The organism is Pedobacter sp. (assembly GCF_035317785.1).
Classification (GTDB): Bacteria; Bacteroidota; Bacteroidia; order Sphingobacteriales; family Sphingobacteriaceae; genus Pedobacter.
In genome coordinates this window covers 1-15,846 of the sequence record NZ_DATHGC010000291.1, presented here as the reverse complement: position 1 = coordinate 15,846, position 15,846 = coordinate 1, and the positions used below count along the sequence as shown (strand labels likewise).

General features: G+C 44.3%; 14 protein-coding genes. 4 read left to right on the top strand and 10 right to left on the bottom strand.

Annotated features, from left to right (window positions below; all coding sequences use genetic code 11):
- Both VK541_RS18170 and VK541_RS18165 read right to left on the bottom strand, forming a co-directional pair.
- A partial coding sequence (locus VK541_RS18170; RefSeq protein WP_324371795.1) for a chondroitinase-B domain-containing protein occupies positions 1 to 1,122 on the bottom strand: 1,122 nt, incomplete at its 3' end.
- Between the two features lie 2 nt (positions 1,123 to 1,124).
- The gene (locus VK541_RS18165) at positions 1,125 to 1,904 is read right to left on the bottom strand and encodes an NYN domain-containing protein (RefSeq protein WP_324371794.1); all 780 of its coding nucleotides are present in this window, start codon (positions 1,902 to 1,904) and stop codon (positions 1,125 to 1,127) included.
- 74 nt (positions 1,905 to 1,978) lie between these two features.
- Between VK541_RS18165 and VK541_RS18160 the strand changes: the two genes are divergently transcribed.
- Positions 1,979 to 2,938, top strand: coding sequence for a metallophosphoesterase (locus VK541_RS18160; RefSeq protein ID WP_324371793.1), 960 nt, complete (start codon positions 1,979 to 1,981; stop codon positions 2,936 to 2,938).
- A 4-nt stretch (positions 2,939 to 2,942) separates the two neighbouring features.
- Here the strand turns inward: VK541_RS18160 and VK541_RS18155 are convergent, their stop codons facing one another.
- From VK541_RS18155 to VK541_RS18145, 3 genes are all read right to left on the bottom strand, one after another.
- Positions 2,943 to 3,437 carry a DinB family protein gene (locus tag VK541_RS18155; protein WP_324371792.1) on the bottom strand — a complete coding sequence of 165 codons (495 nt, stop codon included), beginning with the start codon at positions 3,435 to 3,437 and terminating at the stop codon, positions 2,943 to 2,945.
- A 101-nt stretch (positions 3,438 to 3,538) separates the two neighbouring features.
- Entirely contained in the window at positions 3,539 to 4,492 is a 954-nt protein-coding gene (locus VK541_RS18150) for an NAD-dependent epimerase/dehydratase family protein (RefSeq protein WP_324371791.1), read from the bottom strand.
- 8 nt (positions 4,493 to 4,500) lie between these two features.
- Positions 4,501 to 5,367, bottom strand: coding sequence for an RNA polymerase sigma factor RpoD/SigA (locus VK541_RS18145; protein ID WP_324371790.1), 867 nt, complete (start codon positions 5,365 to 5,367; stop codon positions 4,501 to 4,503).
- 285 nt (positions 5,368 to 5,652) lie between these two features.
- Between VK541_RS18145 and VK541_RS18140 the strand changes: the two genes are divergently transcribed.
- Positions 5,653 to 6,132, top strand: a complete 480-nt coding sequence (locus tag VK541_RS18140) for an Lrp/AsnC family transcriptional regulator (RefSeq protein ID WP_324371789.1) — start codon at positions 5,653 to 5,655, stop codon at positions 6,130 to 6,132.
- Positions 6,133 to 6,139: 7 nt separating this feature from the next.
- On the opposite strand, the gene VK541_RS18135 is transcribed toward VK541_RS18140, so the two are convergent.
- Positions 6,140 to 8,515 (bottom strand): ABC transporter permease, encoded by a 2,376-nt coding sequence (locus tag VK541_RS18135; RefSeq protein ID WP_324371787.1) that lies wholly within the window; start codon positions 8,513 to 8,515, stop codon positions 6,140 to 6,142.
- Between the two features lie 235 nt (positions 8,516 to 8,750).
- On the opposite strand from VK541_RS18135, the gene VK541_RS18130 reads away from it, so the two are divergent.
- Together VK541_RS18130 and VK541_RS18125 are read left to right on the top strand one after the other, a co-directional pair.
- Positions 8,751 to 9,275 carry a GNAT family N-acetyltransferase gene (locus tag VK541_RS18130; protein ID WP_324371785.1) on the top strand — a complete coding sequence of 175 codons (525 nt, stop codon included), beginning with the start codon at positions 8,751 to 8,753 and terminating at the stop codon, positions 9,273 to 9,275.
- Between the two features lie 48 nt (positions 9,276 to 9,323).
- Positions 9,324 to 9,803: a MarR family winged helix-turn-helix transcriptional regulator gene (locus VK541_RS18125; RefSeq protein WP_324371783.1), complete on the top strand. Its 480-nt coding sequence runs from the start codon at positions 9,324 to 9,326 to the stop codon at positions 9,801 to 9,803.
- A gap of 188 nt (positions 9,804 to 9,991) precedes the next feature.
- Here VK541_RS18125 and dnaE read toward each other — a convergent pair whose 3' ends face one another.
- The 4 genes from dnaE to VK541_RS18105 form a co-directional block, all read right to left on the bottom strand.
- Entirely contained in the window at positions 9,992 to 13,102 is a 3,111-nt protein-coding gene (dnaE, locus tag VK541_RS18120) for a DNA polymerase III subunit alpha (RefSeq protein WP_324371782.1), read from the bottom strand.
- Between the two features lie 36 nt (positions 13,103 to 13,138).
- A complete protein-coding gene (gene dinB / locus VK541_RS18115) occupies positions 13,139 to 14,296 on the bottom strand; it encodes a DNA polymerase IV (protein WP_324371781.1) in 1,158 nt (385 codons plus the stop codon).
- A 473-nt stretch (positions 14,297 to 14,769) separates the two neighbouring features.
- Positions 14,770 to 15,216 (bottom strand): KTSC domain-containing protein, encoded by a 447-nt coding sequence (locus VK541_RS18110; protein ID WP_324371780.1) that lies wholly within the window; start codon positions 15,214 to 15,216, stop codon positions 14,770 to 14,772.
- A 26-nt stretch (positions 15,217 to 15,242) separates the two neighbouring features.
- Positions 15,243 to 15,846, bottom strand: a 604-nt coding sequence (locus tag VK541_RS18105) for a discoidin domain-containing protein (RefSeq protein ID WP_324371779.1), incomplete at its 5' end; no start/stop codon positions are given.

Sequence of the window (15,846 nt, the reverse complement as noted above, 5' to 3'; positions counted from 1 at the left end):
TTCATTATCAAATGGTGCAACATTCTGCATGGTTGGCGAGGGGTATCTTGAAGTATCAAATTTTCCAGCCCAGTTTGCATTTTTATTGTCGCCGATCAGGATACCCGTACCGGCATTGCTGATGCGGTTATTTTTGATCAGGCAATCGCTGGCAGCGATGTAAAAACCTATATCAGTTTTACCTTTTGCCATCCCGTACATCAATCTGATTCCTGTACGTACTCCACTTATCGTATTGTTGGTAATTGAGTGATGGGTTCCATTGAGCCGAATACCGCCCCCTCCTTTGAAAGTGTTGCTGTCTATCAGACAATCATGCCCGCCCCGCATGACCAGTTCTCCCCGGCAATCTTCAAAATAATTACTGACATAACCATTCCCGGAACTCTTGTTACTAATCACTTCCGATTCACCATCGCAGCGAATAAACCGGTTATCCCGGACGACTGTATATGTGTACTTTACACCCAATAATACAGGATCCTGCCCTACCTGTACACACTCTCCCCCATTAGCCCCCTTCCAGGCTATTTTCTTTTTATCTGCAAATACATTATGATCTATCAGCGTATAAACGGGAACAGCATCAGCAGTAACCTTTACCTGCAATTCCTGGTTATCTATATTTCCGTTAAAGCTGCAATGGTCAACACGGTTATGTTCCCCCTTACCTGATATCACGACAATCGGTGTAAACTGGGCTTTAACAACATTCCCCGTAAAAATGCAACCGGTCACCCGGCAATATCTGCTTGCTTCTAATTCAATCAGGACACCCCTCCTTTCAGCAGCCTTAAACACATTACAACCTGAAAATGTCAGGCCTGAAATCTCTGTGTAGCTTCCCGTTAGCTGGAACACCGGCTGACTTACATCCCCTGAAAACACAACTTTTCCAGAGGTTTCTCCACGGATCACAATAGGTTTGCCCGGCAAGCCATTGGTGTTGACCGTTAGCGCCCAACCGCTGTAATTTCCATTGACCATCACAATTTCATCGCCCGCCACGACGACAGCAACTGCCTTTTTAAATTCATCAGGGCTACGCACTTTATATATTTTAGCGGTAAGGCCTGCACCTGTAAACAACAGGCAGAAAACCAGTGCCATCAAACCCTTCATCCTCACTTCCCTCTTTGCTTTCTTCTCACAACCGGCTGACTCAGTCCGCTGCCGTCCGGCTTATAAATTTCATACTGATCTAAACTTTCAAGCAGCTTTGTCAGTGTTTGAAAGCCATGCGCCCTCGTGTCAAAACTCGGGTCGATTTTCCGGAGATTGGTTCCCAGAACCGCAACCAGAATTCCGGTATCTTCCGGAGTTGCCATAAAATACGCCCTGTCTATCAAATCAAGCTTGACTTTAGTAAACTTAGAGACTTCCGGTACAGCTTTACTTACTGCCTTTACCCGTTTATTTATTTTTTTAGCAGATGAGGCTTCTATTTGCTTTTCTATAACAGCTTCCTGAACAATATTGTCAGTAAAAGTGAAAATCTCGCAGGATTGTACAAATGCGGTTGGCGTAGTCTTAACCCCTATTCCCATGACAAAAACGCCTTCCTCTCTTATTCTTTTTGCAAGCCCTGTATAATCGCTGTCACTTGACACAATACAAAAACCATCCACAACCCCATTGTGCAGAATATCCATCGCATCTATGATCAATGCTCCGTCCGTTGAATTTTTACCGGAGGTATAGCTAAATTTTTGAATAGGCGTAAAAGACAGTTCGTTCAGCAGATCCTTCCAGCTATTCATATTGTGCTGTGTCCAGTCCCCATATATCCTTCTGATGGTGACTTTGCCATATTTGGCAACCTCCTCTAAAATCGCTTTCAGCAATTTTGCCTGGGCATTGTCCCCATCGATGAGAATTGCGATGCGTTCTGTTTTCTTCTCCATAAAATTTAGTTAAGGTTATGCAATATATAAATCATTCTTTATTAAATTACATCCCAAACCCTCAGCCATATCGTATGATGAAGCCTATCAGACTCTGCATTCTTAGCTTAATTTCGTTGCCCGTATTCCATACTGATCTCAGCGCACAGGAATTTACCCTGCCAGTATTTCCTGATACCCAGGTAGAGGTAGATGTGCATATGGACATGCTGCACAGTCAGACAGACTGGATAGCAGCCAATAAGCAGAAAGAAAATATTCCTTTTGTGCTCCATGTAGGAGATATCGTAAATTACAACAACAACATTCACTGGGATAGGGCGAGCCTGGCTTTTGAACGGCTCGACAACAATTTCATCCCCTACGCCCTTGTCAATGGAAATCACGATGGAGGAGCTGTAGGCGAATTTACAGGCAGTGCCGCACCTGGCAATACAAAGATCAACGTCAGGAATACAGAAAAATACAACCGTTATTTCCCTGGATCCCGCTACCGCAATCTGCGGGGTACTTTTGAAAAGGGAAAGAATGAAAATTCATTTCATACCTTCATCGCAAGCGGACTGAATTTTATGGTCCTGGCACTGGAGTTTTGTCCAAGAGAAACAGCAGTCTTATGGGCAGACAGTGTAGTCAAACAGCACCCCTATTACAACGTGATCGTGATCACGCACAACTATCTGACCAGCAAAGGACAAATAGACCAAACTAACCAGGGCTACGGAAGCCTGACCTCTCAAGCCGTCTACGACAAACTGATCAAAAAACACAAAAATATCCTGATGGTACTGAGCGGACACGTCTGCTATAGCAATTCTCTGGTCAGCACCGGTGACAATGGGAACAAGATTTACCAGGTCCTGCAGGATTATCAATGCGAAGACGCCGGCGGCGGTTACCTCAGATTGTTAAAGATCGACCCTGAAAAAGGGACGATCTCCGGAAAGATGTACTCTCCTTTTTATAAGAAATTTAGAACAGATAACTCTACTGTCGAGTTTACAGATGTAAAATTTGTAAAAGATTACAATTGATGTGTTAATCATACCTCAATGCAGGGTAGTCCAAAAGCCTGCGCCACAGCGCCAGCTGACCAATGATGCTCGCTTCCCGGTATATGGTAAAAGAGATCAGCTCATAATAGCTCATTTTCATGAAGCCCATGTCAATTTCACCATCCAGCTTTTCGTCAGTAGCGGTAGCCAGCACCTCGCGGGCTATAGGGCTAACTTTTTCCCAATCCTTCAAATATCCGGCGTTGGACGGGTATTTTGCCCCATCCTGAATGCCCTTATTGTCCTCGAAAAGATCCGCTCCGTTCTGCTTAAGCTCAGGATGCGACTCTTTAATGATATAATAACGCTGTGCAATTAATGAACCTGTAAGCCAGGCCATGTGGTTTGCCTTCGTGTCTAGCCGGTTGTACATACTTTCTTCCGAAATCCCTTCGATTGCACGTGCAAAAAAAGTGGTATGCATGTCAAACAAGGTCAGTAATCCCTGCATTCTGCTGCTAGCGGTTTTGGTCTCCATAAGTCATTATTTAATGGTTAAACTGATGTGATTATTTACCTCTAAATTAGACATAGTATTTTGAAATAACACGGTCGCAAAACGACAAACAAAGGGGGTGATCACGACAATACACTAAGTTTGCTTAACATCTCTGAAACCATGCTTTTCAGATCATAAGCGGGGTCCCAGCCCCAGTCTTTTTTGGCCTGCGAATCGTCCACACTTTGCGGCCAGCTCTCTGCGATCTGCTGTCTGAAATCAGGCGCATAGCGAATCATAAACCCCGGGACTTCCTTTTCAATCTCCTCATAAATCTCTTTCGGAGTAAAACTCAACGCTCCGAGATTATAAGACGTCCGCACCAGAAGCTGATCTGCGGGAGCATCCATGAGTTCCAACGTAGCACGTATGGCATCGTGCATATACATCATAGGCAATGCAGTGTCTTCTTCTAAAAAACAGGTAAAGGGCTCTCCTTTTACTGCGTGATGAAAAATATCCACAGCATAGTCGGTAGTACCACCACCCGGCAAAGCACTATAACTGATCAGTCCCGGATACCTTAAGCTGCGCACATCCAGCCCAAATTTTTCAAAGTAATATTTACACCAGTACTCTCCGGCAGCCTTGCTGATCCCGTAAATGGTCACCGGTTCTGTAATGCCCTGCTGAGGACAATTTTGCTTCTGTGAATCCGGCCCGAAGACCGCAATACTACTTGGCCAGAATACCTTTTTTACCTGATACTTTACAGAAAGATCCAGTACGCTGAGCAGGCTATCCATATTCAGCCGCCATGCAGCCTGCGGATTAAGTTCACCATTTGCCGAAAGCATCGCAGCGAGGTGATAAATCTGTGTGATCTTCTCCTCCGCGATCAAAGCCTCGAGTTTTTCCTTATCCAATACATTCAATTGCCTGTAAGGATATACTTCCAGTCCGATTTTATCTTCAGGCTGTATGTCCGCAGCGATCACACAATGTCTGGGAATCTGCTTTCTCAACGCCGCAGTCAATTCCCTGCCTATCTGGCCGCAGGCCCCTATCACCAATATTTTTTCAGTTTGCTTCATATTAAAAATTAAAATCCCAGGTAAGCTTGCAAATGCTTTACCTTTTTATTGTTACGCAGTGTTTCCAATCCTTTTGCCCTGTTCATCAATATACACTGACTTGATACTCCCAAAAAGATGGCGATATCGTCTACGAACATTGCTGTTTTTCCGTCCAGACCGTAGTTTAACCTAAGAATCTCCCTTTGCCTGTTCGGTAAGGAACTCAATACGCTATTCAACTCCGCAGCAAGGTCTGCCTGCTCCAGTCCGGCATCAGCGGGTGCAAACATAGTGTCTTCCAGCACGGCCAGCATCCCTGGACGGTCTGCTTCAAGATCCATGTCATCCAGCGACGAGGTGTAAGAGCCACTGGTATAACTCGCCCTGACCTTGTCCGGACTCAGTTCCGTATACTCGACCAGTTCCTCCAAAGTCGCCGCTCTTTCCAGCTTTTGTTCCAGTTCCTGTTCAGCTTTCCAAACTTCATTCAGCTCAACAATACGGTTTCCAGGAAGCCTTACCATCCGTTTGTACTCATTAATGGCAAACATGATGGACTGCCTGACCCACCATACCGCAAAAGAGATGAACTTAAACCCCTTGGCAGCATCAAACCGGGCCGCAGCCTTCATCAGTCCGGCATTACCTTCAGCGATCAGATCCGGAAGTAATATACCCTGCCCTTCATACTTTTTGGCTACAGAGATCACAAACCTGAGGTTAGAATTGACCAGCCTGTTTAGCGCAGCCTGATCCCCTTCTTTAATTTTCAGGGCAAGTTTCGTCTCTTCATCGCCGGTAAGCAAAGGATACTTCTTAATATCCTGCAGATACCTCATCAGCGTGTCGTGGTCCCTGTGGGTAATAGATTTGTCTATTTTGAGTGTTCTCATGATAAACAGGTTCAATTTGGTTTTTTGATGCAGCTAATGTCAGCAGTCTCTTTTTTAAATCCATGGAGTTCCAGATTTTCCGCAAATTATTCAGAACCAGCCCGCTCCGTCAAAACTTAATTTTGGAGCAATCGAATCCGCTGCCAGCCGATCCAAATTTTGTTAACTCAAAAATTTTTGTATTTGAAATATATATCCTTAATTTGCAACATGCTGAACCGCAAGACCAGGTTTATGTTTACCTAAATTTTATCGTTTTAATTTTAAAACAATAACATTGGTTATATGAACAATACCATTTTGGACCGGATCGACCTGGATATTCTTCGCCTCCTGCAAAAAGACGCCAGGCTTACCAACAAAGAACTGGCGGTAAAACTCCACAAGGGCGCCAGTACCATGTTTAACCGTGTCAATCGTCTAAAAAATCAGGGTTTTATAAAAGAAAGCGTCGCGGTCATTGACCTGGAAAAATTTGATGACTTGTGGATCACCTTTACACTGGTACAGCTGAAAGACCATAGCGGCGAAGCCCTTAGCGCATTTCAGGAGGAGGTCATCCGGTTTTCTGAGGTCATGGAGTGCTACCATACTACCGGCACTTTTGATTATCTGCTGAAGATCGTCGTGAGTGACATGAAAAGTTACAACCAGATCATCGTCGAAAAACTGGCAAACCTCAAAAATGTAGGTTCGCTGCAAAGCTGTTTTGTAGTGAAAGAAGCCAAAAGGGATCTGGCATATCCGTTAAAAAACCGGACCTGATCAATTGCTACTCATACTTCAATGCATCAACCGCGTTAGCCCTGGCTACCTTTAGCGTCTGGAAGCTCACGGTTATTATGGCGATCAATATTGACAAAACCAGGGCTGTTACAAATGGCCAGGCCGTTAGATCGACTTTAAAATCGTACTTGCGCAGCCAGTTGGTGACAATGATAAACGCTACAGGGATAGCGATCATATTAGACAGGATCACCAGCTTTATAAAATCCCTGTTCAGTAAAATCAAAATACTTTTCATGTCTGCACCCAAAACTTTGCGGATGCTGATCTCCTTACTTCGTTGTTCCGCCATATATAAGGCCAGGCCCAGTAGCCCCAGACATGAAATAAAAATTGCGAAACCACCAAAAATATTGGAAAGCACACTCAGCAACCGTTCGCTCTGCAATTTTTCTTCCATTCCTTCGGTCACAAAATGGATCTGGGCAGGATAAGCCGGATTAAATTGCCGGGCAATATTTTTTATGACTGCAATAGACTTGCTCAGGGACTGATCAGGATTCAACCGAAGCAACAGCACAATGCTGCTTTTTATATTGTAATAAAAAATCGTTGGCTGAACCGCCTTTCCCAATTGCTCATTAAAATAATCCCTGATGACACCAACAATTTTCAAAGGAGGATTATCGCCCCAACGTATAGTTGTACCAACAGGATTCTTTAGATTCATCAATTTTACCGCAGTTTCATTCAACAAAACAGAGGTACTGGTATCAGCAGGAAATTTTGCAGAAAAGTCCCTGCCGGCAACGATTTTTGCACCAATAGTTGCTGTATAGTCAAATCCAATACTTCTGTAATTGATAATAGAATGATCGTCTGCTGCCTTACCCGGCCAGCTGATGTCTCCGGTAATTAAACCTGCGTAAGTGAAATTGCCGCCAAACTCTGAGGCAGAAGTAACTGCAGCTTCTTTCATCAAATGAGTTTTGAACAGCTCCAATTTTGAAGGGTTCCTCAACTCGCCGTCCAAATCCAGTTGAACCATATTATTCTGGTCGAAACCCAGTGGCTTATCTTTAAGATATTGAATTTGGCGATAAACCACAATTGCAGAAATGATCATACAAATTGAAAGGCTAAACTGAAGAATAACCAGTACCCTGCGAATACTAAGAGAACCGGAACTGCCCTTAAAACCTTTCAGGACTTTTACCGGTATAAAAGAAGATAAATAGAATGCCGGATAACTGCCCGCCAGCAAGCCTGTGATTAAAGCAAGGCTGATCAGCACTCCCCAGAACAGGTAAGAACTATAATCAATCAGAATCGTAATGTCCAGCAGATGATTAAAATAAGGAAGTGAAACCTCCAGCAAAGCAAAGGCGATCATCATTGCAAAAACCGAAAGCACAACAGATTCCAGAATAAACTGTCCCATTAAAGCACTTCTCGCAGAACCCAATGCCTTCCTGACACCAACCTCTCTTGCCCTCTTTTCTGATCTGGCAGTAGACAAATTCATGTAATTGATGCAGGCAATAAACAATACACATAATGCTAAGAAGCCAAACATGGTTACCTGATCTATCCTTCCTCCAACAGCCTCCCCATTTTTAAACTCATCATATAGATGGGTTTTAGAAACAGGAAACAGAAAAGGCTCATACATATATGATTTTACCCCAGGATCTTTGGCAACAATGAAATTCTTCAGCTTCGCGTTCACATCATCCAGAGATACCTTCTCTTTCAATTCAAAAATTGTGCTGCAATCTATGCTTCCCCAACCTGCATTAACTATATCCGGATCGATCTGTTCGAAGAAAGTCCATGGCTGTAAAACCTCAAACTGAAGCGTTTGATTTTTAGGCAGATCTTCTATTACGCCAGATACTTTTAACGCCTTAACATTATCCCATTTAAGGCTTTGCCCGACAGCATTTTCAGTTCCAAAAAGCTTCTTTGCCGTTGAGGCCGTCAAAACCATTGAACCGGGTTCATTGAGCGCAGTGGCGGGATTTCCATAAAGAAAACGATAACTCAGTATTTCAATAAAAGACTTGTCAACATAAGCAGATTTCAATTTAAATTTATTTTCATTATGACTAAGCAGCTTATACCATATTGATATTCGCGCTGCATTTTTTACGCCCGGAATCTCCTGAAGTACCGCACCCGCAAGCTTATAAGGCACCGCTTCAGTTGTCGCAATCTCTCCGTTAACTTTCAATTTCAGTTTAGCGATGTAAATGTTTTCCAGATTTTTATATTGCTTATCATAACTCCACTCATAATTTACATACAGAAGCAGCATCAAACAACAAGCCAGGCCAATTGCCAAACCACCAACATTAATCAGCGTAAAGCCCTTATTTTTCCAAAGGTTTCGTAAAGCAATTTTTAAGTTTAACCTGAACATATCTGCAATTTTCGATCTCTCGTACCAATCCTATGCCATCATGAAAAATCATCGCACTATATTGATTACCAATAAATTAAAGCAAACCAAAAAAAACAAATGTCCATTATCGGACAGGAAATTGTGCATAATCGAACAAAAGCAGCAGTCATTTCCATATCGGAAATACAAAATGACATTCAGATTTGGAATATACGTAGTTAACTACGTATATTTGTACATAAATACAATTCTAATGGAACATGAAATTATAATAAGCCCTGTTTATAACGACTATTGCAAACAAATACAGGAGTTGATCCTGCCTATCCAGCAAATTGAATTCAACGTACCGGTAACACTCGAAGGACAGCCCGATCTTTTAGATATCGAAACAAACTATCACAAAGACGGCGGCGGTTTTTGGGCAGCGCTGGACAAAAGCAAGCCAGAGGATCACCAAATGTCAGGTACAATTGGCTTAATAAACGTTGGTCAGCACACCGGCGTGATCAGAAAGATGTTCGTTAGAAAAGAATACAGAGGAAAAGAATTCGGTATCGGACAAAACCTGCTCAACACCCTGATCGCCTACTGCAACACCCATGAAATAAACGATCTTTATCTAGGCACCGTAGAAATACTCAAAGCGGCCCACCGCTTTTATGAAAAGAATGGCTTCCGGGAGATCAATGTGGATGAACTCCCCGTTATTTTTCCAAGAATGATGGCCGACAATAAATTCTATCATTTAAAACTGAAAGAGTCTGCCAAAATCTAAAACAACAACATATCCACACCTATAGACACTGAAAAAACATCCGAAACCATGAACGTAATTAACGAATCAGGCATACTCGCCATTGCCACCAGGCTGCAGCGTTTGAGCGAACAGCTTAGAAAGGACGGCTTCCAGATCTACAAAGCCAATCATATTGATTTTGAACCCAAATGGTTCCCGGTCATCTATACCCTGCATTTCCGACCCCTACTTAGCGTCGTAGAACTTGCCGCAGAAATCGGCTATACACACCCCTCCACCATCAGCCTGTTAAAAGAACTGGAAAAAGAAAAAATCATCCGCTCCAAAAAAGACAAGCAGGACGAACGCAAACGCCTGATCCAGCTCACAGAAAAAGGCAAAAACCTACTGGAACAAATGCAGCCCGTCTGGAAAAACATGATCTCCGCCTTAGAAGAACTGACCAATACCTCCAACAACATCATGAAAGCCATCACCGAAGTCGAAGAAAACCTCCACGAACTCAGCTTCTTTGAAAGGACAAAAAGACAAAAAAACACAGTCTAAAACACAACGTCCTTTCTCCCCCTTTAAAAAAAAGACTATTCTCTTCGGAGGCCTTTGTCTCCTCCTTGCTTTCCAAAAAAATTACCTTCTCAGAGGAGACATTAGGGCTCTGCGCACAACCTGTCCCGATTTTACATCGGGAGCGCCTGAGCACTCGAGTCTCCGACGAGAACGGTAATTTTTTCCTTTTACGCCATAACCGGATTCTCTACAATCGGCAGCTTGGCAAACCTGGTCACCTCCACACTGGGAAACCCGAAATCTTCCACAACTTTACCGAGAATCAAATAACAACCCGTACCCTTAAAAGGATATACAGGAGTACTCACAGAAAAATGCGTCGTATCAAAAAAATCACCATTCATATCCAGAAAAGTTCCAAACCACATCTTCTTATTATTTTTGGTACGCACCGTTTTCTCACAAACATACAAGCCCACCATCTTCACAACCTGTCCCACGTGCCCCATCAAATCACGGGCACACACATCTCCGCGATACTCCGTTTTCAGCAAATCGAACATGGACATGCTCAGCGGAAAATCCAGCAGTTCCAGTTCATGATAAGCATCCTCCAGCTTAGTATTGACCAGTTCCGGAAGTGCATAACGCTTACCTTCCGTATGAAAAAGCTCTGCATGATTGATCCGTTTTACCTTGTTGCCCAGCAGCATGTGCACCTCCCAGAGCAAAGCTTTCTTGCTTTTGGCCGTAAACCTCAGCACACCCGCCCTGATCAGTATAACAACCTGCTCCAGACCAATCCCGGTCCGTTTTAGAAAATCCTCCAGATCCAAAAACATCCCGTTTCTCTTTACCTCATCAGGGATCAGCGTAAAAAACTTACCATCCAGACCCTGAATACCAATAAAACCCAGAAACACATCATTACCCTTTATCGAAACCACGTCCACACTGCGGTTTACACACGGAAGATGCACTGTCGCACCCGTCTTTTTCAGCTGATGCACATACAAAGGCCTGTTGTAAAACCCGCCATAATTGTTCAGCACCGCAACCATAAACTCCTTCGGATAATAAGTCTTTAAAAACAAACTCTGGTAACTCTCCGCCGCAAAACTCGCCGAATGCGCCTTACTGAAACTATAACCAGCAAAAGAAGAAACCTGCCGCCACACCTCCCTGGTGATGTCCTCCGGCCTCCCCAAAGCCTGAGCACCCTCATGAAACTTATCGACAAGCCTGTCAAATTCAATTCTCGACCGGTACTTACCACTCATCCCGCGCCTCAAAATATCCGCATCCGTCCCATCCATGCCTGCATAATGAATGCAGATCTTAATCACATCCTCCTGGTACACCATCACCCCAAAAGTCTCCTCCAGCTGCTCCTTCATCACCGGGTGAAGGTACTCCACATTTGCCGGGTCGTGGTAATTTTGAATGTACATTTTCATCATACCCGACTGGGCCACCCCTGGTCTGATGATGCTGCTGGCCGCCACAAGCGTCAGGTAATTGTCGCAGCCCAGCTTGCAGAGCAGTTGCCGCATAGCAGGCGATTCAATATAAAAACAGCCAATACTATTCCCCGATTTCAGCCTGTTATTCAGCTTGGGGTCCTTCATAAAAAGCTTCGCCTGGTGAATATCAATCTTGCGCTGCTGATTTTCCTCCACCAGCCTGACCGCCTCTTTGATGTGCCCAATGCCCCGTTGACTCAGTATATCATATTTATCATACCCTATCGCCTCCGCCTCATACATATCCCATTGCACCGTAGGCATCCCCTTTGGCGGCAAATCCAGCGCAGTATAATAGGTGATGGGTTCCTCCGAGATCAGCACACCGCCTGCATGAATACTCCGCTGATTTGGCATTGAACTCATCATTTCCTGTATGGCCAGTATCTTCTTAAAAGTCGCATTGTTCTGGTTCTCCGCAACTTTTGAAGGATCAGTAAAGCTGTCGATCTCTGCCTTTGGCAAACCCATCACCTTGCCGATCTCCCGGATCACCGAGCGGTCTTTGAAAGTAGACATAGCACCCAGCAAAGCCGTATGCTCCTTGCCATAGCGCTTAAAAATATAATCCTGAACATCCTCCCGTTCATCCCAGGAATAATCGATGTCAAAGTCAGGCGGAGAGGTACGCTGCGCATTTAAAAACCGCTCAAAATAAAGATCCAGCTCCATCGGGTCCACATCGGTTATCCGCAGACAAAAGGCCACGGTACTGTTGGCCCCGGAACCCCGGCCCACGTGATAGTACCCTTTCGACATCGAATACCTGATGATGTCCCAGGTAATGAGGAAATAAGCACAAAAATCCAGGTCCCGGATCACCTTCAATTCCTCTTTCACCTTTTTCAAAGCCTTTTTATTGCCCTTCCCGTATCGATACTCCACACCCGACAAGGCCAGTTTTTCCAGCAATGCCCGGTCATCCTCCCTGTCTCCGGTAAAAGTTTTCCGGTTCAGATGTACCTTGCCCTGCGCATAATCCATCACACAGCTGTCCATCAGTTTGCGGGTGTTGTCCAGTATAAAAGGATATTTAGCAAACCTGGCTTCCAGCTCTCCGGCCGGCAGGAACCTGTCTGTACTGCTGCATTTGTCCTTCTCTTCCACCATGGTCAGCAGCGTATTGAGGTCTATTCCCCTCAAATATTCATGCAAACGGTATTCAATCCGGTCCGCGACAAAGACCGGCTGCAGCGCGACCAGCTTGTCTTTCAACACACTGATGTCCTTCCCATGCAGGGCATGAAGTTCATCAAAGCGAATCCCGAGAAATTCATTTTCAGAAAGACCGCCCTGAATACCACCCCTTTTATCAATAGAATTAAAATCTTCTTTATAAACCAGATTAAAGTCATTTTTATGAACAGCATCAAGGTCTTTAAACTGACCAGAATTCTTATCAGATTCAACCGGGTCCTTGCTAAAAGAATTCTTGTTAAGCTGGTCAAAAGAACCCTTGCTAAACGCACTAAAGGGAAAGATCACCACTGCGTTTTTAAAATCCGGAGACCTGTCGGGCAGTTCCTTCTGATTCAAATTGTGCCAGGTCAGGAAATCATTCAGCTCCTTCATGCCCTCTTTATTCCGGGCAATGCCGATATACAGCAGTTTTTTGTCCTTTCTGAATTCCATGCCACCGACCGGCTTAACCCCTCGTCTATTGCATTCTCGCATAAACTCCATCACACCGGTCGAGTTGTTGATGTCAGTAATGGCCATCTTAGTCACCCCGCAACTCAATGCTTCCTGTACCAGCCTTTCGACCGGCATGGTGCCATAGCGCAGACTATAATGGGAGTGGACGTTGAGGTACATGGGTGAATTGTATATAGATTAACTGAGGTACATAAGCTAGATCTCCAGATTTAAAACCGAGGCCCTTGTGATCGACCTTTCACCATATTTCTTTTTGATCCGGTCCATCGCCTGCACCAAACTATACTGTTCCGCTGATTCGCTGTACATGTCGATCTGCTCAAAACCACTGACCAGGCCCGATAAACGAACACCCACTAGCCTGAGCAGCATGCGCCTCATGTAGACCTGTTTGAACAGGTCCTTAGCTTTCTGGATCATCGTACTGTCCAGCGAAGTATAAGGAATAACTGCCTGTTTGGTCACGTCCTCAAAATTGGAATACCTGATGGTCACCGTGATACAGGATGCCAGCTTATTTTTATCCCTGAGCTGAAAAGCAAGGTCCATCACCATGGAGGTCAGCAGGTTGTTGATGGTATTGATGTCAATGGTATCGGCTTTAAAAGTACATTGCGTGCCGATGCTCTTTTGCTCCGTATAAGGTACAACCGGAGAATAATCTATGCCCTTAGCTTTCTGAAGCAGGGAAAGACCGCTTTTTCCCATCAGGGCATTCATGTGGTCGGGATGGATCTGGGCCAGGGTAAAGATCTTTTTAATGCCCATATCACTGAGCCTGATAAAACTCTTTTCCCCGAGTCCGGGAATTTTCCGGATAGAAAGCGGATTTAAAAAAGACTGGACTACAGGGGCTTCTATGTCCAGTTCACCATTTGGCTTGCATTCATTGGTGGCCATTTTAGACACCGTTTTATTGACCGAAAGCCCAAAGGAAATGGGTAGGTGCAACTCTTTTTTGATGGTATCTCGCAGTTCACGGGCAAATTTCATACTGCCGTAAAACCTGTCCATTCCAGTCATATCAATATAGTGCTCATCGATGCTTGCTTTTTCAAAAAGCGGCACCTTTTCTTTGATGATGGCTGTAATTTCATGAGAGGCTTTGGAATACGCTTCCATATTGCCCCTAATGAACACCGCATGCGGACACAACTGCTTCGCCATCCGCGAGGGCATTGCCGAATGGACGCCAAACTTCCTGGCCTCATAACTGCATGAAGTCACCACCCCCCGGTCAGATGTGCCGCCAATGATGACAGGCTTGCCAATCAGGTTACTGTTTTTTCGCACCTCTACGGACACAAAAAATGCATCCTGGTCCATATGGATGATCTGCTTTTCCTCCCTCATAAGAAAATTCAACTAAAATCAACGTAAATATAAAACTAAATATATTAGCATTATATTAATTTACTAAAATATTTAGCCGACACTGTACTAACGTGACGGGCAAATGATCCAAAGTTATTAAGAACTGGTGATTAGGGAGAAAAGCCAGGGAAATCCCGGAGTAATCGGCGAGTTGGCTTATCCTTGCAAGATCCCACCGTTATGGTTGCCATATCTGCGGATACGGCAACCATCTCGCAGCTATATCGTAATGATACGGCAAGGATATCGCAACTCTGGGATTTGGCAGCGATTTCAATGCGATATAAACACGATTTCCAATAAAGTTTTCTAAAAATAAACGCGATTTTTGACCAAAATCTTCTTCTATAGACAGCCCGCAGTTAAATTTACCAATCGCACCCAGCAAGGAAACCACAACAAAAAGGCCCTTCGATAATTCAAAGGGCCTTTTTACATATTTTTTATCGAAACTAAGCTGTCGCCAGTTTTGCTATATTTCTGTAAGGAAATTCATTAAAGATGTGTCTGCGGGCAAATCTTCCCGGAGAATCTGCATTGACCAGTTTCACATAAACTGCTTTGGGTACACCAAAATATTCATAAGCACTGCCATCCAGGAAATGAACAGTCAGTACCAGGCCGGCCCAGTTAAAATCTGCGATACCGCATATGCCGGTGGTCTGGTCATACTCTTCTTTGGAAAGCGCAATCGTCTCAGGAGCAATACTCACCAAAAAGTGGTAAGCCTCAATGATCTCTTTACTTTTGGTTTCCGCCTCTGTCTTTGCTTCCTCGCTGTCCTGAAATTTATCAGGGTGCCAGTCTTTCATCAAATTCCTGTAAATGGTTTTTAATTCCTTCAATTCGGCATCCTTCTGTACACCCAATAGTTTTCTGTAGTCAGTGATCTTCTTCATAAAATTTGCGCAAAGGTAGGCCAAATTTATTGAATATCAGGTGCTTTATACAATTGAATAGCAGAAAGTGCCGGGCAGGCATTGGAAGCCAGTATATTGACACGGATCTTAGTGGTACTAATATTCGGAAAAGTCAGAATTCGCTTATGACCAATGGTGGTCTGCTTGTCCAGTTCTTTAAATGCTGTATCGTCCCAGTATTCAACAGAGAAAGATTTCACACGCTGGCCCAGCAGGATATTTTCCATGAGCACGATCCGGTTCAGCACGGTAGCCTGTCCCAGGTCTATAGTGAGTGAGGCTGTGGTCACTTTGTCGTCTGTGGCCCAGTACGACTTGTCCGATCCGTCAGTCAGGTTTTGTGCCGCAAAGGTTTTGGCATTGCCCCTCACATTGGTAGCTGTTACTTTTTTTCCTTTAGCCAGATCTGTCTTGTAAGCCGCATCAAGGAACTTCCGCAGCTCCATTAAACGGGTAGAATCTGCAGGATGAATCAGTCCGTCGCGGTCTACAGGAACATTGAGCAGCAGGTTGCTGTTGCGGCCCACTGATGTGTTGTAGATGGATTCGAGCTGCTTGAGGGTTTTTACTTTGTCATCAGTCGACGCGCTGTAGAACCAGCCTGGTCTG

Coding starts and splice junctions, on each gene's coding strand:
- VK541_RS18165 (WP_324371794.1), bottom strand. CDS start 1,904: ATGGAGAAGAAAACAGAACGCATCGCAATTCTCATCGATGGGGACAAT.
- VK541_RS18160 (WP_324371793.1), top strand. CDS start 1,979: ATGATGAAGCCTATCAGACTCTGCATTCTTAGCTTAATTTCGTTGCCC.
- VK541_RS18155 (WP_324371792.1), bottom strand. CDS start 3,437: ATGGAGACCAAAACCGCTAGCAGCAGAATGCAGGGATTACTGACCTTG.
- VK541_RS18150 (WP_324371791.1), bottom strand. CDS start 4,492: ATGAAGCAAACTGAAAAAATATTGGTGATAGGGGCCTGCGGCCAGATA.
- VK541_RS18145 (WP_324371790.1), bottom strand. CDS start 5,367: ATGAGAACACTCAAAATAGACAAATCTATTACCCACAGGGACCACGAC.
- VK541_RS18140 (WP_324371789.1), top strand. CDS start 5,653: ATGAACAATACCATTTTGGACCGGATCGACCTGGATATTCTTCGCCTC.
- VK541_RS18135 (WP_324371787.1), bottom strand. CDS start 8,515: ATGTTCAGGTTAAACTTAAAAATTGCTTTACGAAACCTTTGGAAAAAT.
- VK541_RS18130 (WP_324371785.1), top strand. CDS start 8,751: ATGGAACATGAAATTATAATAAGCCCTGTTTATAACGACTATTGCAAA.
- VK541_RS18125 (WP_324371783.1), top strand. CDS start 9,324: ATGAACGTAATTAACGAATCAGGCATACTCGCCATTGCCACCAGGCTG.
- dnaE (WP_324371782.1), bottom strand. CDS start 13,102: ATGTACCTCAACGTCCACTCCCATTATAGTCTGCGCTATGGCACCATG.
- dinB (WP_324371781.1), bottom strand. CDS start 14,296: ATGAGGGAGGAAAAGCAGATCATCCATATGGACCAGGATGCATTTTTT.
- VK541_RS18110 (WP_324371780.1), bottom strand. CDS start 15,216: ATGAAGAAGATCACTGACTACAGAAAACTATTGGGTGTACAGAAGGAT.